This is a genomic window from Steroidobacter gossypii, from assembly GCF_016801985.1.
Taxonomy (GTDB): Bacteria; Pseudomonadota; Gammaproteobacteria; order Steroidobacterales; family Steroidobacteraceae; genus Steroidobacter; species Steroidobacter gossypii.
In genome coordinates, this window is sequence record NZ_JAEVLS010000006.1 from 243,317 (window position 1) to 266,648 (window position 23,332).

14 protein-coding genes, 2 tRNA genes and 3 rRNA genes are annotated in these 23,332 nt (G+C 60.7%); 14 read left to right on the plus strand and 5 right to left on the minus strand.

Annotated elements, in window-relative coordinates; translation table 11 throughout:
- Window positions 1–59: 59 nt before the first annotated feature.
- From JM946_RS24820 to JM946_RS24830, 3 genes are all read left to right on the plus strand, one after another.
- Window positions 60–1,685 (plus strand): ABC transporter permease, encoded by a 1,626-nt coding sequence (locus tag JM946_RS24820; protein WP_203170074.1) that lies wholly within the window; start codon window positions 60–62, stop codon window positions 1,683–1,685.
- Window positions 1,675–2,715 (plus strand): ABC transporter ATP-binding protein, encoded by a 1,041-nt coding sequence (locus JM946_RS24825; RefSeq protein ID WP_203170075.1) that lies wholly within the window; start codon window positions 1,675–1,677, stop codon window positions 2,713–2,715. Before JM946_RS24820 ends, JM946_RS24825 begins: the two co-directional genes overlap by 11 nt.
- Before the next feature lie 121 nt (window positions 2,716–2,836).
- Complete coding sequence (locus tag JM946_RS24830; RefSeq protein WP_203170076.1) at window positions 2,837–3,412, plus strand: RNA pyrophosphohydrolase; 576 nt, start codon at window positions 2,837–2,839, stop codon at window positions 3,410–3,412.
- 78 nt (window positions 3,413–3,490) lie between these two features.
- Here JM946_RS24830 and JM946_RS24835 read toward each other — a convergent pair whose 3' ends face one another.
- Window positions 3,491–3,910, minus strand: a complete 420-nt coding sequence (locus tag JM946_RS24835) for a CopD family protein (RefSeq protein ID WP_203170077.1) — start codon at window positions 3,908–3,910, stop codon at window positions 3,491–3,493.
- A 254-nt stretch (window positions 3,911–4,164) separates the two neighbouring features.
- On the opposite strand from JM946_RS24835, the gene JM946_RS24840 reads away from it, so the two are divergent.
- From JM946_RS24840 to ppx, 4 genes are all read left to right on the plus strand, one after another.
- Window positions 4,165–4,905: a DUF6776 family protein gene (locus JM946_RS24840; protein WP_203170078.1), complete on the plus strand. Its 741-nt coding sequence runs from the start codon at window positions 4,165–4,167 to the stop codon at window positions 4,903–4,905.
- 39 nt (window positions 4,906–4,944) lie between these two features.
- A complete protein-coding gene (locus JM946_RS24845) occupies window positions 4,945–5,370 on the plus strand; it encodes a bactofilin family protein (protein ID WP_203170079.1) in 426 nt (141 codons plus the stop codon).
- 95 nt (window positions 5,371–5,465) lie between these two features.
- Window positions 5,466–5,840: an iron-sulfur cluster insertion protein ErpA gene (erpA, locus tag JM946_RS24850; protein ID WP_203170080.1), complete on the plus strand. Its 375-nt coding sequence runs from the start codon at window positions 5,466–5,468 to the stop codon at window positions 5,838–5,840.
- Between the two features lie 23 nt (window positions 5,841–5,863).
- Window positions 5,864–7,360, plus strand: a complete 1,497-nt coding sequence (gene ppx / locus JM946_RS24855; protein ID WP_203170081.1) for an exopolyphosphatase — start codon at window positions 5,864–5,866, stop codon at window positions 7,358–7,360.
- A gap of 45 nt (window positions 7,361–7,405) precedes the next feature.
- Here ppx and ppk1 read toward each other — a convergent pair whose 3' ends face one another.
- Window positions 7,406–9,484 (minus strand): polyphosphate kinase 1, encoded by a 2,079-nt coding sequence (gene ppk1, locus JM946_RS24860; protein ID WP_203170334.1) that lies wholly within the window; start codon window positions 9,482–9,484, stop codon window positions 7,406–7,408.
- Between the two features lie 160 nt (window positions 9,485–9,644).
- On the minus strand, window positions 9,645–11,054 hold the full coding sequence (locus JM946_RS24865; RefSeq protein ID WP_218043103.1) for a peptidoglycan DD-metalloendopeptidase family protein: 1,410 nt from the start codon (window positions 11,052–11,054) through the stop codon (window positions 9,645–9,647).
- 259 nt (window positions 11,055–11,313) lie between these two features.
- Between JM946_RS24865 and tyrS the strand changes: the two genes are divergently transcribed.
- From tyrS to JM946_RS24900, 7 genes are all read left to right on the plus strand, one after another.
- The gene (tyrS, locus tag JM946_RS24870) at window positions 11,314–12,534 is read left to right on the plus strand and encodes a tyrosine--tRNA ligase (protein WP_203170083.1); all 1,221 of its coding nucleotides are present in this window, start codon (window positions 11,314–11,316) and stop codon (window positions 12,532–12,534) included.
- 679 nt (window positions 12,535–13,213) lie between these two features.
- A 16S ribosomal RNA gene (locus JM946_RS24875) occupies window positions 13,214–14,751 on the plus strand.
- Between the two features lie 104 nt (window positions 14,752–14,855).
- Window positions 14,856–14,932, plus strand: a tRNA-Ile gene (locus JM946_RS24880).
- A gap of 19 nt (window positions 14,933–14,951) precedes the next feature.
- Window positions 14,952–15,027 (plus strand) — tRNA-Ala (locus JM946_RS24885).
- Window positions 15,028–15,298: 271 nt separating this feature from the next.
- Window positions 15,299–18,197, plus strand: a 23S ribosomal RNA gene (locus JM946_RS24890).
- A gap of 162 nt (window positions 18,198–18,359) precedes the next feature.
- A 5S ribosomal RNA gene (rrf, locus tag JM946_RS24895) occupies window positions 18,360–18,475 on the plus strand.
- Together the 16S, 23S and 5S rRNA genes with 2 tRNA genes alongside form the textbook arrangement of a ribosomal RNA operon.
- A gap of 119 nt (window positions 18,476–18,594) precedes the next feature.
- Window positions 18,595–18,759, plus strand: coding sequence for a hypothetical protein (locus JM946_RS24900; protein WP_203170084.1), 165 nt, complete (start codon window positions 18,595–18,597; stop codon window positions 18,757–18,759).
- 27 nt (window positions 18,760–18,786) lie between these two features.
- On the opposite strand, the gene JM946_RS24905 is transcribed toward JM946_RS24900, so the two are convergent.
- Together JM946_RS24905 and JM946_RS24910 are read right to left on the minus strand one after the other, a co-directional pair.
- A complete protein-coding gene (locus JM946_RS24905; RefSeq protein WP_203170085.1) occupies window positions 18,787–21,894 on the minus strand; it encodes an error-prone DNA polymerase in 3,108 nt (1,035 codons plus the stop codon).
- The gene (locus JM946_RS24910) at window positions 21,891–23,324 is read right to left on the minus strand and encodes a Y-family DNA polymerase (protein ID WP_203170086.1); all 1,434 of its coding nucleotides are present in this window, start codon (window positions 23,322–23,324) and stop codon (window positions 21,891–21,893) included. Before JM946_RS24910 ends, JM946_RS24905 begins: the two co-directional genes overlap by 4 nt.
- Between the last annotated feature and the right edge of the window lie 8 nt (window positions 23,325–23,332).

Consider the following 23,332-nt stretch of genomic DNA (forward strand, 5'->3'; position numbering starts at 1 on the left):
GCGCCTTTTTGCGAGCTCGCAGGAGGGTCGTGGCAGGATGCCCGATCCCGAGTCATAAGATGACGCGGCGTGCGTGGCGCGATCCGCTGAGCGTGGTGCTCGCGGTTGTGCTTTGCCTGCCTGCGCTCGTGCCGTTGCTGGTGATCGCGCACGCCACGATTTCGCCGGAAGCGGATGTCTGGGCGCACCTTGCGCGCTATGTGCTGCCCGAAGTCACCGCCAACACCATCAAGCTGCTGCTCGGCGTCGCGATCCTGAGCGGCATCGTCGGCACCGCGCTGGCGTGGCTCACGTCCATTTGTGAGTTTCCCGGGCGGCGCTTTTTCGACTGGGCGCTGCTGCTGCCGCTGGCCATTCCCACTTACGTGCTGGCATTCGTCGCGGTGGGGTTCCTCGACTACTCCGGTCCCTTGCAAAGCTGGTTGCGCGAGTGGACGGGCACTTCGGCCTGGGTGCCGCGAATCCGCTCCACGGGCGGCGTCATCCTGGTCCTGTCGCTCGCGCTATATCCCTATGTTTATCTGTTGGCCCGAACTGCGTTTCTCACGCAGGGCCGTCGAGCGCTCGAAGCTGCGCAGACGCTCGGGCTGGGGCGCGCTGCGGCGACTTGGAAGGTGGCGCTGCCGATGGCACGTCCCTGGATTGCCGCGGGCATCGCATTGACCTGCATGGAAACATTGGCCGACTTTGGCGCGGTCTCGGTGTTCAACTACAACACCTTTACGACGGCCATTTATCGCGCGTGGTTCGGCATGTTCTCAGTGAATGCGGCGCTTGAGCTGGCGGGTGTGCTGCTGCTGTTCGTGATCGCCGCTTTCGCGCTCGAACGCGCGTCGCGAGCTGGAGCGCGTTTCACCAGCAGTCGCGACGTTACTCGCGAAGCCGCCCGATTGCAGCTTGGGCCGGCAGCGCGATGGCTGGCATTCGCCGGCGCCGCGTTGATCCTGGCGCTGTCATTCGTGTTGCCGCTGGTGCAGTTGTTGATCTGGTCAGTAAAGAACGCGGGCGATATCGACAGTCGCTACTGGGGCTTTATCGCACGCAGCTTGATGTTGGCCGGCAGCGCTGCCGTGGTGATCGTGACGGCAAGTCTCGCGCTGGCCTACGTCGAGCGTCGCAGATCGACAGCTTCGATGCGAATGCTCGTGCGGCTCGCGACCTTGGGTTACGCCATCCCGGGCACGGTGCTCGCGGTCGGCATCGTGGTGCCGCTGGTGCTGTTGAACAACCAGCTGCAAGGCTGGTTACGTGGCTGGTTTGGGGACGCTGCGCCGGTGCTGCTGCTCCAGGGCACTTTGCTCGCGGTGCTGATCGCCTATCTGGCTCGTTTCCTCACCGTCGGCTTCAATCCCGTCGAGAGCGGCTTGCAGCGCGTGACGCGGAGTATCGACGAAGTGGCCGCCAGCCTCGGGGTGGTCGGCACCGATCTGATTCGCAAGGTGCACGTGCCGCTGTTGCGAACCAGCCTGGCCACCGCGGCCACGCTGGTGTTCGTCGATGTGATGAAAGAGATGCCCATCACCTTGATCACGCGGCCGCCCGGCTGGGACACACTCGCGGTGCGCGTGTGGGAAATGACGTCGGAAGGCGAGTGGGAGCGTGCGGCCTTGCCCGCTGTCGCGATCGTGCTGGTGGGATTGATTCCCGCCGCGATGCTGACCCGCAGAGGTGCGCATGTGGCTTGAGCTGGAAAACGTGGTTCGCCGCTTCGGCGCCCGCTCGGCCGTGAATGGCTTGTCGATCCGGCTGGCGAAAGGCTCGATCGGTTGCCTGCTCGGTCCCAGTGGCTGCGGCAAGACCACGGCGCTGCGTTGTATCGCGGGCTTCGAGCCCGTGGACGAAGGAACGATCCGCGCTCATGGTCGTCAGCTTGCAGCTCCAGGTTTTCATGCCGCGCCCGAGAGCCGTCAGATCGGCATGGTGTTCCAGGACTACGCATTGTTTCCGCACCTCACCGTGCTCGACAACGTTGCGTTCGGTTTGCATCGTTGGGAGCGGAGCAAGCGAGTTCGCCGCGCCGAAGAAATCCTCGACACCGTGGGCCTTGCGGAGTACCGCGATCAATACCCGCATCAACTGTCCGGCGGTCAGCAGCAGCGCGTCGCTCTGGCGCGCGCGCTGGCGCCAGAGCCGGAGATTGTGCTGCTCGACGAACCGTTCTCCAGCCTGGACGTGGAATTGCGCGAACGCCTGAGCGTGGAAGTGCGCTCGGTGTTGAAAAAACTCGGCGCCACCGCGTTGCTGGTGACGCACGATCAGCAAGAAGCCTTCGCCGTCGCCGACGTGGTGGGCGTGATGAAGGACGGCAGGCTGGAGCAGTGGGACACTCCGTATCAGTTGTATCACCGTCCGGCGACGCGCTTCGTCGCCGACTTCATTGGCCAGGGCGTGTTCATTCCGGGCGAGATCGTGGCGGCCGGTTCGGTCCGCACGGAGCTCGGCGTGGTGCGCGCCAATGGCAACGGACAATGGCAGACCGGCCGGCACGTCGACCTGCTGTTACGGCCCGACGATGTGATCCATGACGACGCCAGCGATCTGCGCGCCGAGGTCTGTCAGCGCGCGTTTCGTGGGGCCGAGTTTCTGTACACCTTGAAAATGGCCAGCGGTCTGCAGTTGTTGTCGCTGGTGCCGAGCCATCACGACCATGCAGTGGGCGAGCGGATCGGCATCCGCATAGAGCCGGATCACGTCGTGGCATTCGCGCGCGAATGATCCAAAACAGCGTCTCGGGCACCCCACGTACAGCGGCAGGGCACGTGCCTCGGAGCGGGTGAAATTTGGTTGGCGCGGAGGCTTGTGGAACAATCGGCGCAATCCGATTTCCAAAAGTTCCATGACCGATTTCATCGATGCAGACGGCTTTCGCGCCAATGTCGGAATCGTCTTGATGCGCGAGGATCGCCAGGTCTTCCTCGGCGGCCGGACCGGCGGCCGCGGCTGGCAATTCCCACAAGGCGGCGTACAGCAGCGGGAGACGCCCGAAGAGGCGTTGTATCGCGAGCTGAAAGAAGAAGTGGGCCTCGAGCCCAAGGACGTGAAGCTGGTCGCTGGCACGCGCAGCTGGTTGCGCTATCGCCTGCCCAAGCAGTACGTCCGCAAGAACAGCCATCCACCGTGCATCGGCCAGAAGCAGCGCTGGTTTCTATTGCGCTTCATGGGCTCGGAGGACCGCTTCGATCTGGAGTCGACCGGCGAGCCTGAGTTCGACAGCTGGCGGTGGGTCGACTACTGGACGCCGGTGCGCGAAGTCATCTACTTCAAGCGCGCTGTCTACGCCCGCGCGCTCGACGAGCTTGCGCGCACCGCCTTTCCGATCGACCCTCCGGCGCTGCCGGAGTGGTGCCAGGAAGAAAAATATCTGCGCAACCTGGCTCAGCGCCGGCAAAAGAAAGAAGGATGTGACCAATGAGAGCCGCCCCAGGTACAGGGATGTGCCCGCCGCAGCCGGCGAGCGCAGCAGTGGCAGGATGCCCGAGTCGCTGTCTGATCAGAACGGTTTGACCACCACCAGGATCACGATGCCGAACAGGAACAGGGTCGGCACTTCGTTGAAACCTCGGTACCAGCGCTCCGAGCGCTGGTTGCGGCCGTGTCGGAAGGCGAGCAGCAGCCGATAGCACCACACGTGATAGCCGATCAGTCCGGCCACCAGGGTCAGCTTGGCATGCATCCAGCCGGCCTGCATGAACCCCGGCACCTGACCCAGGGTGGCGCCGCCGAACAACACCGCCAGCACCCCGCCCACCGTCATCATGGTGAACAGTCGTCGTTCCATGATCTTGAAGCGCTCCGAGCCGGCCGTGTCGCCGCCCACCGCTGCGTGGTACACGAACAGCCGCGGCAGATAGAACAAACCGGCGAACCAGGTGATCACGAATACGATGTGCAGCGCCTTGAGCCAGAGCATGGATGTCCTTTCGATCGTTCGGTGACGGCCCGATGAACGGGCCACCTGCCGCGTTCACCTCACTGCCGATTGAGCCATCGCCGTATTCGGTCCCGGGGCGCCACTGCCGATGGTCCCGGACCTGGAGCCCGCAAGACCCGATTCTTTGCGGCGCTTCTCAATCGAGGCGCGGCGGCTGTGCTCTAATTTCACCAGCTTCCGTCAAATTCGTACAACGGTTTTCGAACCACGGCTGATCACGCGCCCGTTCAGAAATGGCTGATTTCAACCCACTGCGCACCGGAGCCTTCGTGGTCCGCCAGATGCCTTCCTGGCGTCGGCGGGTGCTGCTCGTGGGCGCCGTGCTGGCCACGGTGGTGGCCATGTACGTGATGTACGAGTGGGGCCGCTTCGAAGGCGGCTATAGCAAGTTCGCGGAAATCCAGCGGCGTCGCGAATTGACGGCGCAGATCCAGTCGCTGAAGGACGAAAATGAGCGGCTGCGCGCCGAAGTCGCGGCCGCGGAGCTGGCTCGCAACGTCGATAACAAGGCCTATGCGGCCGTCGAAAAGAATCTGGCCGATCTGCAGGCGCAGGTGCTGAAACATCGCGAGCAGCTGACGTTCTATCGCGGCATCGTCTCGCCCGAGGACGGCATCGGCGGGCTGCGCATCCAACGTTTCCAGGTGCTGCCCGGCGCGGCCGAGCATCACTACCGCTTGCGACTCGTGCTGGTTCAATCGATGCGGCAGGAGACTGTCGTGTCGGGCTCGGTGGTCGTGCAACTTGAAGGCGTGCGCGACAATCGACCCGTGCAACTGCCACTGTCGGAAGCTGCGGACACCCAGCGCGCGGACGGGCTGCTCCCGTTCCAATTCCGTTATTTCCAGAATCTCGAACAGGACATCGTGTTGCCGGAGGGCTTCGAGCCGCGCGCCGTCAACGTCGAAGTGCGTTCGGCACGGCTCGCCCCTGTGCGAGAATCGTATCCTTGGCAAGTGCAGGTAGAGGGCTGAAAGCCGCTGCCTGGGCGAGCTCCTTGACCGGGACGGCTCATGTTCAATCGCAGTAAACCCAAACCTCATCGCATCGACACGCTGATCGGCGCCGGCACGCGCATCATCGGCGACGTGCAATTCGCCGGCGGCTTCCACGTCGACGGCCATGTGAAAGGCAACGTGGATGCGCCGCCCGATTCGGGCGCAACCCTGAGCGTCAGCGACAGCGGCGTCGTGGAAGGCTCGGTGGCCGTACCGAACGTGATTCTCAACGGCACCGTGAAGGGCGACATCCTCGCCCACGAGCGCGTCGAGCTGGGCGCGACCGCCCGTGTCACCGGCAATGTGTATTACGCGCTGATCGAAATGGAGATGGGTGCGGAGATCACTGGCAAGTTGATCCACGAGCCGCGCCGTGGTGGCCGGTCCGAACCGGAGATCAAGCCCGCGCCGGGCGCCGCAGCCGCAGATTCCACCGGCTGATGACCTTATTCCTCAAAGGCTTGGCCGCGCTTTGACGCTGCCGACGGGGGCTCGTTACACTTGATTTACGCCAGGTAAGCCCTCATCGTGGCCGCATGAACACTGAATCCGCCGTTTCCGATCTTGCTCCGACCCCGGGTGCGCCGAGCCTGGTCTTCACCGATGCCGCGGCTGCCAAGGTGAGCGAGCTGATCCGCGAGGAGTCCAATCCCAACCTCAAGCTGCGCGTGTTCGTGCAGGGTGGCGGTTGCTCCGGCTTTCAGTACGGCTTCACTTTCGACGAAAACCTGGAAGACGGCGACACTCGCGTCGAGAACGGCGGCGTCACGCTGCTGATCGACCCGATGAGCATCCAGTATCTGGCCGGCGCCGAGATCGATTACAAGGAGGACATCGAAGGCGCGCAGTTCGTCATTCGCAACCCGAACGCCTCGACCACCTGCGGCTGCGGCTCGTCGTTCTCGATGTAAGCGCCCGATCCAGAACAATCGTAATGGCGCGCAGGATCCCCGACGTTATTGCGGCCGTCGATCTAGGTTCCAACAGCTTCCACATGGTCGTCGCCCGTCATTCGCACGGGCAGCTCACCATCGTCGATCGCTTGCGTGAAAGCGTGCGCCTCGGCGCCGGGCTCGACGAACAAGGGCGATTGAAGCGCGAGGCCATCGACGTTGCGCTGGCTTGCCTGGAGCGATTCGGTCAGCGACTGCGCGACATGAAGGCAGAGAGCGTGCGTGTCGTCGGCACCAACACGCTGCGCAAAGCCAAGCGCAAAGGGGCGTTCCTGGATCGCGCGCGTTCCGCGCTCGGTCATCCCATCGAAGTGATCTCCGGTATCGAAGAAGCGCGCCTGATCTATCTCGGCGTAGCGAACACCATGCCGAGCGAGCCGGGCCGGCGCCTGGTCGCGGACATCGGCGGCGGCAGCACTGAAATCATCATTGGCGAAGGCCATCAGCCGAAGAAGCTGGAAAGCCTGCACATGGGCTGCGTGAGCATGAGCTCGCGCGTCTTCAGCGACGGCGCGATCACCGAGAAGCGGTTGAAGCGCGCTCGCCTGGCTGCGCGCCTCGAACTGGAGCCGGTGCAGACGACCTTCAAAGAATATGGTTGGGATCAGGTCGTCGGCTCATCCGGCACCATCCGAGCCGTCAGCGACGTGCTGCGCGCACGCTCCAATGGCGACGGAATCATCACGCCGGCTGGCATCGACGCGTTGCTGGAGCAAGTGCTCCGCGCCGGGCACCTCTCGAAGCTGCGCTTGCCTGGACTGGCGGAGGAGCGAGTCCCGGTGTTCCCGGGAGGGCTGGCCATCCTTGCGGAAATTTTCAGTGTGCTGGATCTGAAGATGATGAGGGCGGCCGATGGCGCCTTGCGCGAAGGATTGCTTTACGACCTGGTGGGTCGCTACACCGACGAAGACGCGCGCCTGCGCAGCGTGCGCGCCATGCAAGGTCGCTATCACGTCGATCAAGCGCAGGCGGCGCGCGTCGAAGCTACAGCGCTGGAGTTTCTGCGCCAGACTCAGACTGTGTGGGAGCTCGAGGAGCCATTCGCGGAGCTTGCCTTGTGCTGGTCGGCGCGTTTGCACGAGATCGGGCTGGATGTCTCGCATTCGCACTATCAGAAGCACGGCGCCTATCTGCTCGAGCACGCGGACATGCCGGGTTTTCCGCAGGAAGAGCAGAAGATTCTCGCGTATATCGTCGGGGCTCACCGCCGCAAGCTGCAGCTGGATGCGCTTCAGGATCTGACTCCGCCGTGGCATATCAAGGCGCAGTTCCTGATCGTGATTCTGCGGCTGGCAGTGCTGTTGCACCGGGGGCGGAGCGCTGAAGCGCTGCCGAAGATCGAGTTGACGCCGCGCGCGCGCGCACTCGATATCACATTCCCGAAAGGCTGGCTGGATACGCATCCGCTCACCGCGGCCGATCTCGAGAACGAGATCGAGTATCTGAAGGCCGCCAGTTTCAGACTGCGCGTGAGCTGATTTTCTTCGACCAGTCAGTAGTCACCAGTCAGCAGTCACTTCTTTTCAGTCGTTGCAGTCGGCGTGTCGTTGCAGCAGTACCTGCTGTGCAATCATCGTTGGCGAGCCATCCGCGTTGGCGCGTTCGTACTTGCCGTCAGGACGCAGCACCCACGCTTGCTCGTTGTCGGCCAGGTAGCTCTCCAGATCCTCCACGATACGGTCGCGATGCGGTTTGCGCTCGATCGGGAAGCACACCTCGATGCGGCGGAAGAAGTTGCGCTCCATCCAATCGGCGCTGGCGCAGAAAATCTCCGGGCTGCCGTCGTTGTGGAAGTAGTACACGCGCGAGTGCTCGAGGAAGCGTCCGATCACCGAACGTACGGTGATGTTCTCCGAGATTCCGGGTAAGCCCGGCCGCAGCGCGCAGATTCCGCGCACGATCAAATCGATCTTCACTCCCGCCATCGCGGCCGAATACAGCGTCTGAATGATCTGCGGTTCGATCAGGGCATTCATCTTGGCGATGATGCGGGCCGGTTTGCCCTCGCGCGCAAAGGCCATTTCGCGCCGGGTCTTTTCCAGCAATCCCTCGTGCAGCGTGAACGGCGACTGCAGGATCTTCTGCATGGTCGCCACGCGTGTCGGGCTGGTGAGCTGCAGGAACAGCTCGTGCAGATCCTCGCCAACAGCCTCGTCGCACGTGAACAGGCCATAGTCTGTGTACACGCGTGCGGTGTTCGGGTGGTAGTTGCCCGTTCCGCAGTGACAGTAGCGGCGCAATTTCCCGCGCTCGCGTCGGACGACCATGATCAACTTCGCGTGGGTTTTGTACCCCACGACGCCGTACATCACGTGTGCGCCGGCTTCCTGCAAGCGAGTCGCGAGTTGAATGTTGGCGGCCTCATCGAATCGCGCCATCAGCTCGATGATCACCGTCACTTCCTTGCCGGCGCGTGCCGCGTCGACGAGTGCATCGACGACGGGAGACTGCGGGCCAGTTCGATACAGCGTCTGCTTGATCGCCAGCACGTCCGGATCGGCGGCGGCCTGCCGCAGGAAATCGATCACCGGCGCGAACGATTCGAACGGGTGATGCAGCAGGACCTCGCCTTCGCGCATCACCGCGAAGATGTCTTCCTTCGCCACCAGGCGCTTGGGAATGCAAGGCGTAAACGGCGGATATTTCAGGTCCGGCCGGTCCACCAGATCGTAAATGGCCATCAGCCGGTTCAAATTCACCGGGCCGTTGACCTGGTACAGATCGTCGCGCGTCAGCGCAAAGTGCCGAAGCAGGAAGTTGGTGATGTCTTCCGGACAGTCGAGCGAAGTTTCCAGTCGCACGGCCGCGCCGTAGCGACGCTGCGCGAGCTCGCCTTCGATGGCGCGCAGCAGGTTGTCTACTTCTTCGTCGTCGACGAACAGATCGCTGTTGCGCGTGACGCGAAACTGCCAGGCGCCTTCGACCTTCATGCCGCTGAACAACTGCGCCACGAAGGTGGAAATGACCGCCGACAGAAACACGAAATACGTCTTGCCGGGCTCGCCGGTGGTCGGCGGCAGCCGAATGATTCGCGGCAGCGAGCGCGGCACTTGCACGACGGCCAGCTCGGCGTCGCGACCGAACGCGTCCTTGCCGGACAGCCGCACGATGAAATTCAGACTCTTGTTTTGAATGCGAGGGAACGGCCGCGCCGGATCGAGCCCGAGTGGCGTGAGCACCGGCTCCACTTCCTTGGCGAAGTAGTCGCCCACCCATTGACGCTGCGCCGGGGTCAGCGTCTTGGCGTTGACGAAGTGGATGCCTTCCGCGGCCAGCGCCGGAAAGACCAGTTGATGCAGCAGTTCGTATTGATCCTTGACCAGGGCCGCCGCCCGCTCGTGAATCGCGGCGAGTTGCTCTGGCACCGTCATACCGTCGGGGCCGCCGGTGAGCGAGCCGAGCTCCTGGCGCTGCTTCAGGCTGGCGACGCGGATCTCGAAAAACTCATCGAGGTTGGAGCAGCTGATCCCCAGGAAGCGGATGCGCTCGAGCAGCGGCAGTCGCTCGTCGTGGGCTTGCGCGAGCACGCGCTGATTGAAGTCGAGAAACGACAGTTCCCGATTGATGTAGTACTCGGGAGCTTTCAGATTCACATCGAGCATGAACGCCGTCGCCTGTGTCCCGTCGATCTTCGGATCGATCCCGTGAGATCGATTCATGGGGGGACATCGAGAATACTACGGCGGCGACAGCGCATGTGTTACACGAGAAAGTCGCATGGATCGCACCCCTGCCGCGAGGCGCGATCCTTGAGCCGGCGGGTTAGCGGGGCAGGGCGGCGGCGACCGTGGCGGCGCCGGAGCGATCCAGCTTGGCGAACATCTGGCCGGAAGCGGTCAGGAATTCGGCTCGATACGAGTCCGGAATCGGCGCCGCATCCGGCAGCAGCACGGTGCGCGGATTCTTGTGAACGCCGTTCACCAGGTATTCGTAGTGCAGATGCGGACCGGTGGCAGCGCCGGAGCTGCCGACGTAGCCGATGGTCGTGCCCTGGCGGACGCGCTGACCGTTGCGAATGCTGGCGAAGCGCGACATGTGACCGTACAGCGTTTCGATGCCGCCGCCGTGTTCGAGGACTACCACGCGGCCATAACCGCCCTTGGTGCCGACGAACTTCACCCGACCGTCGCCCGCCGCCTTGATCACCGTGCCGGTGGAGGCCGCGTAGTCGACGCCTTTGTGGGCCCGAATCGTGTTCAGGATGGGATGACGGCGCTTGGGATTGAAGTTCGAGCTGATGCGAGTGAATTCGAGCGGGGCGCGCAGGAAGGCGCGACGCATGCTGCGGCCGTCCGGTGCGAAGTAGTCGGCGACCTTGCCGTCCTTCGACTCGAACCATACCGCGCGGTGAATGGTGCCGTTGTTACTGAAGTCGGCGGCCAGGATGCGGCCGTTGCCGATGAACTTGCCGTCGCGATACTTCTGCTCGTACACCAGGTTGAACTTGTCGCCGGGCTGGATATCCAGCGCGAAGTCGATTTCCCAGCCGAAGATGTCGTTGGCCAGCTGCAGGATCAGTTCCGGGCTGACGCCGGCGGCGCGCGCCGCCACGAACAGCGAAGAGTCGATGGTGCCTTCGGCCTGAACTTCCTGGATGTCCAGCGGCGTTTCGATGACTTCGGCGTTGAAGCCTTCATTGCCGCGCGTCACCGACAGAATCTCGGTCTCGCTGATGCGGCGAGTCAGCTGTTGCACCAGGCCCTGGTCGTGCACCAGCGTGATGATGTCGCCGACACGCAGCTGATCGAGGCTCTGCTGCACGCTCGGCATGTCGCGAATCACGGCGAGGTCGGTGAGGTTCAGTTTCAGCTGGCGGAAGATGCGATCCATCGTGTCGTTGCGACGGACCACGTATTCAACCGTGTCACCGAGCAGCGAAGTCGGCATCGCCGCCGGGATGGGCGCCGCCGTTTCCACCGGAATCGGCGGCAGGCTGGTCAAGCTCACGGCCGGCTGACTCGGCGCGGTCACCGTGGCGTCCTGGGTCGCCACGGCATAGGCAACGATGCCGCCGATCAGCGGCAACACCAGCCCGGAAATGAACCAGCGCGCGTGATTGGGCGAGCGGGGCACCTGCGGCTTGTAGTCGAAAGCGGTCCGGGCGCTGGGCTGCAATCCCTTGGCGATTGCTCCTTGAAACTTCAGGGATCCAGGTTGCCTAGACTCGCGCATAGCTGGTGCGTAAAAAATAAGTTAAAGTAAATGAATCAAGTCGCAAATTTGAAGAATCACAGCGGCTACGTCAACCCACGTAGATGGCGTTCGGATCCAAACTCTCGCGCCCCTCACGTAAAAGTGACGTGAACGCCACCTGACTGGCGCGTGGACCCCACGTGGCTCCACGTGACCAAAGCGTGCCGAAGCGACTAAAGTCGCCTCATTTCGTTTCACTCACTCGTTATCGTGCCCTTCGCGGCACGCTGGAAATCCGATGCTCTCCGCACCTACTGCAGAAGAACAATTGGCCGAGCTGAAGCGCGGCGCCACCGAGATCCTGTTGGAAAGCGAACTGCTCGCCAAGCTGCGTCGCGGTCAGCCGCTCAGAATCAAAGCGGGCTTCGATCCCACGGCGCCCGATCTGCACCTGGGCCACACGGTGCTGATCAACAAGATGCGCCGCTTTCAGGATTTCGGCCACCAGGTGATTTTCTTGATCGGGGATTTCACTGGTTTGATCGGTGATCCTTCCGGACGCAACGCCACCCGGCCGCCGCTGACGCCCGAGGATGTGCAGGCCAATGCGCGGACCTATCAAGAGCAGATCTTCAAGATTCTGGATCGCGACAAAACCACCATCGACTTCAATTCGCGCTGGATGAGCCAGCTCGGCTCGGCGGGCATGATTCAGCTGGCCGCCCGGAGCACCGTGGCTCGCATGCTGGAGCGCGACGATTTCAGCAAGCGCTACAAGGGCGGCCAGCCGATCGCCATTCATGAATTCCTGTATCCGCTGGTGCAGGGCTACGACTCGGTGGCGCTCAAGGCCGATGTCGAGCTCGGCGGCACCGATCAGAAATTCAACCTGCTGGTCGGCCGCCAATTGCAGGAGAGCCACGGACAGGAGCCGCAGGTGGTGCTCACCATGCCGCTGCTCGAGGGCCTGGATGGCGTCAACAAGATGTCCAAGTCGCTCGGCAATTACATCGGCGTCAACGAGGAGCCGGACAGCATGTTCGGCAAGCTCATGTCCATCTCCGATGACTTGATGTGGCGCTACTTCGAGCTGCTGTCGTTCCGGCCCAATGCGGAGCTGGCGAGCTTGCGCCAGCAGATGGCCGACGGCCGCAATCCGATGGAGATCAAGTTCGAGCTGGCGATGGAGATCACCACGCGCTTCGGCGGCGCCGCGGCCGCTGAACAGGCGCGTCAGAATTTTTCCTCACGCAGCCAGCGTCGGGAGATTCCGGAGAACGTCGAGACCAAGACGGTCAGCATCGATGGCGCGAGCATCCCGATCGCGGCCGTCATCAAGCAGGCGGGTCTTGCGGAAAGCACCTCGGCGGCGAATCGCTTGATTCAGCAGGGCGCCGTCCGAATCGATGGCGAGCGCGTCGAAGACATCAAGAAGACGCTGGAGCCGGGACCGGCGAGGTTGTTTCAGGTCGGCAAGCGAGGCTTCGCCTACATCGAGGTGGTGCGAGCCACCGCGTAGCCGCGATCGCTTTGACAGATTCGCGGGGCCTGCGTGGCCTCGCGACCGACCTTTTCGGCGCTCGAAAAAAAAATGTTGGCAGCGCCCTTTGCACTCTTGCAAATTCACGCGGTGGCTACGAAATCGGGTTTCCGCGTGGCGAAGAAATAAGCATGTTTTCAGCCGTCGGAAGCGCCGCGAAAAATTTTTTGCGGCGGGTGTTGACGCCCTGAAATCAAACAGTAATATGCGCCTCCCTCGCGGCGGGCGCCGGTTGAAAAACGGGCTGCGAGGACACTGGTTCGACTGCCCGCCAACGCCTCGGAAATAAAAAATTTCGAGGGGGTTGACGGCCAGAAACGAGACAGTAAGATGCGCCACCTTCGCGGCGGACGCCGGTTGAAAAACGGGCCGCGAAGAAGCTGATTCGACGAGTCGATCGCCTCGAAATGAAAAAACGAGGGGGTTGACGGAACGAAAAAAGCAGCTTAAAGTTCCGCTTCTGCCTGCAGCGAAAGCTGCGACGGCAGACACCGAAAGCCTCAGCGCACCGGTGACGCTCTTTAAAAATCGAACAGGTAATTTGTGTGGGGACTCGCGTCGGTTCGTTGGCGAAGCCAACTTCGACGATGAGTTACCAATTAGCCAGTAGAGCTTGTTGGATAACCTCTTCGTTAAACTTGATAGGTCTCAAAGCCTTTAAGTGAAGAGTTTGATCCTGGCTCAGATTGAACGCTGGCGGCGTGCCTAACACATGCAAGTCGAGCGGTAACAGGTGTAGCAATACATGCTGACGAGCGGCGGACGGGTGAGTAACGCTTGGGAATCTGCCTATCAGTGGGGGACAACCCGGGGAAACTCGGGCTAATACCGCATACGATCTACGGATGAAAGCCGGGGACCGCAAGGCCTGGCGCTGATAGATGAGCCCAAGTCGGATTAGCTAGTTGGTAGGGTAACGGCCTACCAAGGCGACGATCCGTAACTGGTCTGAGAGGACGACCAGTCACACCGGAACTGAGACACGGTCCGGACTCCTACGGGAGGCAGCAGTGGGGAATATTGGACAATGGGGGCAACCCTGATCCAGCGACGCCGCGTGGGTGAAGAAGGCCTGCGGGTTGTAAAGCCCTTTCGGTTGGGAAGAAAAGCTGCGACCTAATACGTTGCGGCCTTGACGTAACCAACTAAAGAAGCACCGGCTAACTCTGTGCCAGCAGCCGCGGTAATACAGAGGGTGCGAGCGTTAATCGGAATTACTGGGCGTAAAGCGCGCGTAGGCGGCTTTGCAAGCCGGATGTGAAATCCCCGGGCTTAACCTGGGAACTGCATTCGGGACTGCATTGCTAGAGTATGGGAGAGGGAAGTGGAATTTCAGGTGTAGCGGTGAAATGCGTAGATATCTGAAGGAACATCAGTGGCGAAAGCGACTTCCTGGACCAATACTGACGCTCATGTGCGAAAGCGTGGGGAGCAAACAGGATTAGATACCCTGGTAGTCCACGCCATAAACGATGAGAACTGGATGTCGGAGGGGTCTGCCCTTCGGTGTCGTAGCTAACGCGTTAAGTTCTCCGCCTGGGGAGTACGGCCGCAAGGTTGAAACTCAAAGGAATTGACGGGGACCCGCACAAGCGGTGGAGCATGTGGTTTAATTCGATGCAACGCGAAGAACCTTACCTGGTCTTGACATCCCAGGAACCCTGCAGAGATGTGGGGGTGCCTTCGGGAACCTGGAGACAGGTGCTGCATGGCTGTCGTCAGCTCGTGTCGTGAGATGTTGGGTTAAGTCCCGCAACGAGCGCAACCCTTGCCCTTAGTTGCCAGCATTAAGTTGGGAACTCTAAGGGGACCGCCGGTGACAAACCGGAGGAAGGTGGGGATGACGTCAAGTCATCATGGCCCTTATGACCAGGGCTACACACGTGCTACAATGGCCAGTACAAAGGGTTGCCAACCCGCGAGGGGGAGCCAATCCCAAAAAGCTGGTCGTAGTCCGGATCGCAGTCTGCAACTCGGCTGCGTGAAGTCGGAATCGCTAGTAATCGTGAATCAGCGATGTCACGGTGAATACGTTCCCGGGTCTTGTACACACCGCCCGTCACACCATGGGAGTTGATTGCACCAGAAGTAGGTAGCCTAACCGCAAGGAGGGCGCTTACCACGGTGTGGTCAATGACTGGGGTGAAGTCGTAACAAGGTAGCCGTACGGGAACGTGCGGCTGGATCACCTCCTTTAAATGACTCTGCTTCAGCCATACGGCTGCCGCGAGTTCCCAACACAAGTTACCTGATTCGATAAGTTTGGTTTCCGCGAGACTGGCCCGGCTTCAAACCATCACGGGTCTGTAGCTCAGTTGGTCAGAGCGCACCCCTGATAAGGGTGAGGTCGGAGGTTCAAATCCTCCCAGACCCACCAGTCCATCACTGGTATGTCAGGGGCCATAGCTCAGCTGGGAGAGCACCTGCTTTGCAAGCAGGGGGTCGTCGGTTCGATCCCGACTGGCTCCACCAGCGATACGCGGAATTCGTTCACGTGTACGTGAAGCGACTCATGCATCGTCACCCGACGGTCTATGCGTGGCTTTACGTCGCGAGAGTCTCAACGACTCTTGTTACGTGCTCTTTAAAAATTCGGAAGTTGTTTTGACGCATCAGATTCAGCGAAATCTAGATGACTTCACAACCGTTTAGAAATAAACGATTGAAGGCAGAAAGAGTTCAGACGAATCATGTCGCATTCGAGAATCAGCAACGTATAGCCTCAGGCTCATTGGGGTTATATGGTCAAGTGAATAAGCGTATGTGGTGGATGCCTAGGCGATAGAAGGCGATGAAGGACGTGGTAGCCTGCGAAAAGCTGCGGTTAGTTGGCAAACAGACTCACCCGCAGATCTCCGAATCGGGAAACCGACTGCTTCGGCAGTACTTGCAACTGAATCCATAGGTTGCAAGAGCTAACCCGGGGAATTGAAACATCTCAGTACCCGGAGGAAAAGAAATCAACCGAGATTCCGTCAGTAGTGGCGAGCGAAAGCGGAACAGCCCAGTTGGAACCAGTCGATCGAGCTTAGTGGAACGGTCTGGAAAGTCCGGCCATAGCGGGTGATAGCCCCGTACACGAAAGGCAAAGTCGATGACCAACGAAGAGTAGGGCGGGACACGTGTAATCCTGCCTGAACATGGGGGGACCATCCTCCAAGGCTAAATACTCTCTATCGACCGATAGTGAACCAGTACCGTGAGGGAAAGGCGAAAAGAACCCCGGAGAGGGGAGTGAAATAGAACCTGAAACCGCATACGTACAAGCAGTCAGAGCCCGCAAGGGTGATGGCGTACCTTTTGTATAATGGGTCAGCGAGTTATTTTCAGTGGCGAGGCTAACCGTATAGGGGAGCCGTAGGGAAACCGAGTCCGAATAGGGCGAATCAGTCGCTGGGAATAGACCCGAAGCCGGTCGATCTATCCATGGCCAGGATGAAGGTGGGGTAATACCCACTGGAGGTCCGAACGAACCACTGTTGCAATAGTGTGTCGATGAGCTGTGGATAGGAGTGAAAGGCTAATCAAGGCCGGCGATAGCTGGTTCTCCCCGAAAGCTATTTAGGTAGTGCCTCATCGAGCACTCCTGGGGGTAGAGCACTGTTTAGGCTAGCGGGTCATCCCGACTTAGCAAACCTATGCAAACTCCGAATACCAGGAAGTGAACCGGTGGGAGACACACGGCGGGTGCTAACGTCCGTCGTGAAGAGGGAAATAACCCAGACCGCCAGCTAAGGCCCCAAATTCATGGCTAAGTGGTGAACGATGTGGGAAGGCATAGACAGCCAGGAGGTTGGCTTAGAAGCAGCCATCCTTTAAAGAAAGCGTAATAGCTCACTGGTCTAGTCGGCCCGCGCGGAAGATTTAACGGGGCTCAAGCCATGAGCCGAAGCTGCGGATCTGCACGCAAGTGCAGGTGGTAGGGGAGCGTTCTGTACGCCTGCGAAGGTGCACTGCGAGGTGTGCTGGAGGTATCAGAAGTGCGAATGCTGACATGAGTAACGTTAATGCGGGTGAAAAACCCGCACGCCGAAAGCCCAAGGTTTCCTGCTCAACGTTAATCGGAGCAGGGTGAGCCGGTTCCTAAGACGAGACCGAAAGGTGTAGCCGATGGAAAACAGGTCAACATTCCTGTGCCCGGTGTGATTGCGATGGGGTGACGGAGAAGGCTAGCTCAGCAGGGGTTGGTTCCCTGTTTAAGCATGTAGGAGGAGTTACCAGGCAAATCCGGTAGCTCATTAACTCCGAGGTGTGATGACGAGGCTCCACGTGAGCCGAAGTGAGTAACGCCCCGCTTCCAGGAAAAGCCTCTAAGCTTCAGATCACATTGGACCGTACCGTAAACCGACACTGGTGGGCGAGCAGATAATCTGCCAAGGCGCTTGAGAGAACTCGGGTTAAGGAACTCTGCAAATTGATACCGTAACTTCGGAAGAAGGTATGCCTTCGACGGTGTAGGGACTTGCTCCCGAAGCTGTTGAAGGTCGCAGGTAATCGGTGGCTGCGACTGTTTATCAAAAACACAGGACTCTGCGAACACGCAAGTGGATGTATAGGGTCTGACGCCTGCCCGGTGCCGGAAGGTTAATTGATGGGGTTAGCCGCAAGGCGAAGCTCTTGATCGAAGCCCCGGTAAACGGCGGCCGTAACTATAACGGTCCTAAGGTAGCGAAATTCCTTGTCGGGTAAGTTCCGACCTGCACGAATGGCGTAACGCTGGCCACACTGTCTCGACCCGAGACTCAGTGAAGTTGAAATCGCTGTGAAGATGCGGCGTTCCCGCGGCAAGACGGAAAGACCCCGTGAACCTTCACTACAGCTTTACACTGAACTTTGAACCTTCCTGTGTAGGATAGGTGGGAGGCTATGAAGCCTGGGCGCTAGCTCGGGTGGAGCCAACCTTGAAATACCACCCTGGGATGTTCGAAGTTCTAACCTAGGTCCGTAATCCGGATTGGGGACAGTGTATGGTGGGTAGTTTGACTGGGGCGGTCTCCTCCCAAAGAGTAACGGAGGAGTGCAAAGGTACGCTCAGCGCGGTCGGTCATCGCGCTCTAGAGTGCAAAGGCATAAGCGTGCTTAACTGCGAGACGGACAGGTCGAGCAGGTACGAAAGTAGGTCTTAGTGATCCGGTGGTTCTGTATGGAAGGGCCATCGCTCAACGGATAAAAGGTACTCCGGGGATAACAGGCTTATTCCTCCCAAGAGTCCACATCGACGGAGGAGTTTGGCACCTCGATGTCGGCTCATCACATCCTGGGGCTGTAGCAGGTCCCAAGGGTATGGCTGTTCGCCATTTAAAGTGGTACGCGAGCTGGGTTCAGAACGTCGTGAGACAGTTCGGTCCCTATCTGCCGTGGGCGTTGGAAACTTGAGGGTGAGCTGTCCTTAGTACGAGAGGACCGGGATGGACGCACCTCTGGTGTTCCGGTTGTCACGCCAGTGGCACTGCCGGGTAGCTATGTGCGGACGGGATAAGCGCTGAAAGCATCTAAGCGCGAAGCCCCCCCCAAGATTAGGTTTCCCTGGGAACTCGATTCCCCTAAAGGGCCGTCGCAGACTACGACGTTGATAGGCTGGGTGTGTAAGTGCAGCAATGCATTGAGCTAACCAGTACTAATTGCCCGTGAGGCTTGACCATATAACACCCAATCAGCTTGGGCTTTGTATGGACCATGTTGATACTCAATGTGACATCGGTTCGTTGAACCTGTTGCTGAGTCAAAGTGTGTCGAAACAACTCCGAATTCACTGCAGCCGAGCGCTTGAAACACAGCAATCGACTGCGACGTGAGCCAGTTTGCCTGGCGGCAATAGCAAGCGGGAACCACCCGATCCCATATCGAACTCGGAAGTGAAAACGCTGTGCGCCGATGGTAGTGTGCCCTTCGGGCATGCAAGAGTAGGTCACTGCCAGGCTCTTAAACGTAGCGAAAGCCCCGACGGAGTCATCCGTCGGGGCTTTTTGCTCAGGTGCGTTTGCACCGCTGCGGTACAGCAACCAACCAATTGCTTCGAGTAATCAGGGGTTGAACAACATGAACACGCTGGAACGCCGTCGGCTCGTCAAAGCCCAGGTCATCGACGTGAAAGTCGCCAAAGCCGCGGTCAATGCTTCCAAGCGCCAGCGCGCTGAAGCTGCCAAGGTCCTGCGTAAGGACATGGCGGCCGAGCAGTTCAACCAGCTGCGCGCCGCCAGCTGATTTCTCGCCCGTCCGGGCACTCTTCCCTCAATGAAAGTCGCGCGACTTGCGCGGCAATGTTCTCACCCAGTGGGAATAATCCTCCACGGCCATCGCCACCACGTGCACGACTGATTCCAGGCTCTGCACTTCTCCCGTCACCACCATGAAGTTCGATTGCAGAATCCGGTCTCGATAGGCCTCGAATACGCCAGGCCAGAAAACGATGTTGTTGATGCCGGTCTCGTCCTCCAGCGACGCAAAGATGACTCCGTTCGCCGTTTGTGGATGTTGCAGGTGAGTGACCAGGCCGCCCACGCGCACCGTGCGTCCGTTGCGCATTCGATCCAGTTCGCTACGAGTGGAGATGCCCGAGGCGCGCAACTTCGGTCGCAGCACCGCCATCGGGTGCCGGCCGGTGCTCAATCCCATCTGCCGATAGTCGCGTTGGACTTCTTCCCATTCCGTCGGGACGGGCAGTGCGGGTGCAGGCTCGCGCGCAGCGTTCGCGGCGAGGGCGCCCGGAAGATGCTCGATGCCGAGAGCGCTCCAGAAAGCGTGATTCCGATGTTCACTCAAGCTCCGGAATCCGCCGCTCTGTGCGAGCGCTTTGGCAGCTCGTGACTTCAAGCCGGCGCGATAGGCGACATCTTCCACCGAGGTGAAGGGCGCCGACGCGCGTGCTGCCACTACGCTCATCGCTTCTTCCCTGCGCAAGCCCTTCACCAAGCGCATGCCGAGCCGGATGGCGTGGTTGCCGTGCTCGTCCGGTTCGAGCGTGCAGTCGTAATCGCTGACGGTGACATCCACTGGCAGCACCTTAACGCCTTGCCGCTTCGCCTGTTCGAGCAATTGCGAGGGTTGATAGAAGCCCATGGGCTGGCTGTTGATGAGCCCGGCGATGAAGGCCGCGGGTCGATGACATTTGAGCCAGCTGGAGAAGTAGGTCAGCAGCGCGAACGAGGCCGAGTGCGATTCCGGAAAACCGTACTCGCCGAAGCCTTCGATCTGTTTGTAGATCTGCTCGGCGAATTCCGGGGTATAACCGTTCGCGAGCATGCCGCTCATCAATTTGTCGCGATACATGCTCATCTTGCCGCTGCGCTGCCAGGCTCCCATGGCCCGGCGCAATTGATCGGCTTCACCCGGCGTGAAGCTCGCGGCGACGATGGCGATCTGCATCACCTGTTCCTGAAAGATCGGCACGCCGCGCGTCTTCGCCAGCACCGGGCGGAGAGCGTCGCTGGCGTACGGAATATCTTCGTCGCGCATGGAGCGGCGCTGCAGGTACGGATGCACCATACCGCCTTTGATGGGACCGGGTCGCACGATTGCGATCTCGATCACCAGGTCATAGTAGGTGCGCGGCTTCAGCCGCGGCAGCATGCTCATCTGCGCGCGCGACTCGATCTGAAACACACCAATCGTGTCGGCACGGCAGATCATGTCGTAGGTCGCCTCGTCGCCGCGCGCGATCTGATCCATGGCCGTCGGTCCGGTGCCGGCAGTCTCGAGCAGTTCGAAAGTCTTGCGCATGGCGGTCAGCATGCCCAGCGCCAGTACGTCCACTTTCAACAGACCGAGCTCTTCGAGATCGTTCTTGTCCCACTGAATGATGGTGCGATCGGGCATCGCGGCGTTTTCGATCGGCACCAGCTCGCTGATCGGCTCCTCCGCGATCACGAAGCCGCCGACATGTTGCGAAAGATGCCGGGGGAAATTCAGCAGATCCTTCACCAGCGTGCATAGTCGGCGCATCACGATGTCGTCGACATGCATGCCCATGGCCTGGATGTTGGCGGACAGCCGTTCCCAGTTATCCCACCAGGCATGCGACTTGGCGAGGCGGCCGACCACGTCTTCAGTCAAACCCAAGGCCTTGCCTACCTCGCGAATGGCGCTGCGCGGTTGATAGGTGATAACGGTCGCGGCGATCGCTGCGCGCGCCCGGCCATATTTCCTGAAGACATGCTGGATGACTTCCTCGCGGCGCTCGTGCTCGAAATCCACGTCGATGTCCGGCGGCTCGTCGCGCTCATCGCTCAGAAAGCGCTCGAACAGCACGCTGATGTCCTCAGGATTCACTTCGGTGATTCCTAGCGCATAGCACACGATCGAATTCGCGGCCGAGCCGCGGCCCTGGCACAAGATGGGTTTCTTCCTCCCGCCGTCGTCCGCCAGCTCCGAACGCGCCCACTCGGTAATCTCGTGCACCGTCAAGAAGAAATGCTCGTAGTGCTTGCGCTCGATCAGCGCCAGTTCCTTTTCGATAGTGGCGCGGACCGACGCCGGTTCGCCCTTCGGCCAGCGGCGACGGATCCCGAGCTCGGTGAGATCGCGCAAATGCTGGGTGGCTGTCCGCCCGGCGGGAACGATCTCGTTGGGATAGTGATATTGCAGACTCCGCAGCGAGAATTTGCAGCGTTCGGCGATGCGTAACGTTTCCTCGAGCAACTCGCGCGGATAAAGTTCAGCGAGTACGTGGCGCGGCCGCAGATGGCGTTCGCCATTGGGGAACAGACGATGACCCGCGTCGCGGACAGTGCAGCCTTGGCGAATGGCGGTCATCGTGTCCTGGAGCGCCCGTCGTGATTCGATGTGCATGTGGACATCGCCGCTTGCCACCAATGGCAATCCGAACGACTGCCCCAACCGCTGCATGGCCGCGAGGTGCTCACTATCGTCCGGCCGACGCAACATCGGGACCGCGATCCAGCCACGGTCAGGAAAGAACTCCCGTAGCCACCGCGCCTCGGACGGCCGAGCGTTGCGAGGGGCAACCCAGAGCGCCAGGCATTCGCTCAAATCCTTCTCGAGATCGCCGCGCGCCAGTTGGTACGTGCCCTTGGCCGAATCGATGCGGCCCTTGGTGATGAGCTGGCAAATCTGCGCATAGGCGCGCTGTGATGGCGCCAGAAGCACCAGATGCAGATCGTTCGGACAGCGGAATTCAGCGCCAACGATGAGCTGCAATCCGCAGTCCTCGGCCGCTTCGAGCGCACGCACCACGCCGGCCATGGAACATTCGTCGGTCAACGCCAGCGCCGAATAGCCAAGGTTGTGCGCCTGATACACCAGCTCGCCCGGATGCGACGCGCCGCGCAGGAAGCTGAAGTTGCTGACGCAGTGGAGCTCGGCGTAGCGGTCGACGGTCATGACCAGAACCCGTGCAGATGCCAGCTACCGTCGTTCAGATCCTTGAAGATCCACAGCGCCGCGCCCTGTTGAGTGCGAGCGATAAAATAGTCGCGTCGCACGTCGCCGCCATCCCACCAGCCGCTTTCGATTCGTTCCGCGCCCGTGAGCACGGGCATACCGCTCAGCTGTATGGGCTTGGGTTCCGGCAGCAGCCACAAAGGCCGATCGGGAAAATCCAGGTGTGGCCGCGCGTGCTGTGGATCGGCTGTGGCCCAGCTGTTTTCGGGGCGATGCTCGGCGACGGCCTTGACGCCGTGGACCTGCGCTTCACCGAGGCGGGCGACGAGACGATCGATGGTGTGGCCGAGCTCTTCACTTTGCTCGGTTGCGCCGCTCAGCATGTCGATATGCATGCCGGTGGGCATCGCGAACTCTTCGGCGGATAGCTCCAACGCCACCGGGGCTGCAGCCAGGGCAGTGTGCTCGAGCCGTTCGCGCGCCAATGCCAGGAAACGTTCGCTGTTTCGGTCGGGCATCGACAGCCCGATCGTGAGCACCGTGGCGACGGCGTCGCGATGAATGAAGCGCAGCGTGAACTTCTGCACTCCGGTGTCCCGAGCTCGAAGGAAGCCGACGAACTCACGCAACATGCGCCGCAACGGGAACAGCAAAGCTTCGGTGTTGTGAACTTCCGCTTCGAATTCGAAGCGAGCGTGATATTGCGGCGGCAGCCGGTATGTCGGGCGCGGGTCGGCTGCGGAGCCCATCAGTCGATCGAGGTAGTTGCACACCTCCGGGCCGAAACGTTTTGCCACCCCATCCCGAGGCAGCGCCACCAGCATCCCCACTGTGCGCACGCCGACAGTTTGCAGCTGCTCGGGAATCCACGGATCGAGATTCAACCAGCGCACCGATACCGACCCGATACGCGCGCGCAATGCTTCAACGCTAGTGATCGCAACACGAACTCCGGTACGCGCGAGCAATGCCGAGCCTTCCAGCGTCGGAGCGATGCCGAGCTGATAGCTATATGAGAGCTTGCGCAACTCGGCTTCCAACTGCTCGATGAGCTTGCGGAAGCCGCCAAACAATCTCAGGCTGGCGCCGATTTCCAGCCACACCGCCGTGCTCCGGGCACGCTGCAAGTCGAGAAACAGTTCGCCCACGATGACGGTGCCGCTGAACTGATATGCCCAGGTCGCCAGCCGCTCCAGCGCCGCCTGCTCGGCCGACAGCCGCCGCTCCATTGCGATCACTTCGGGGAGGATGGCCAAGGCGGTGGTGAAGTTCATCGCCGGCTTCAAGCCGACGCGTTCCGCAGCCGGGTTGCAACAGACCACCGAGCGAACGTTGCCTTCCAAAACCGTGACCACCGTGGGCCGCTCACTTTGCTCACATTGCAAAGCTTCGAGAGGCAACTGGGGCAGGGTGATGCAGAGCCAGAGCATGGCGCACC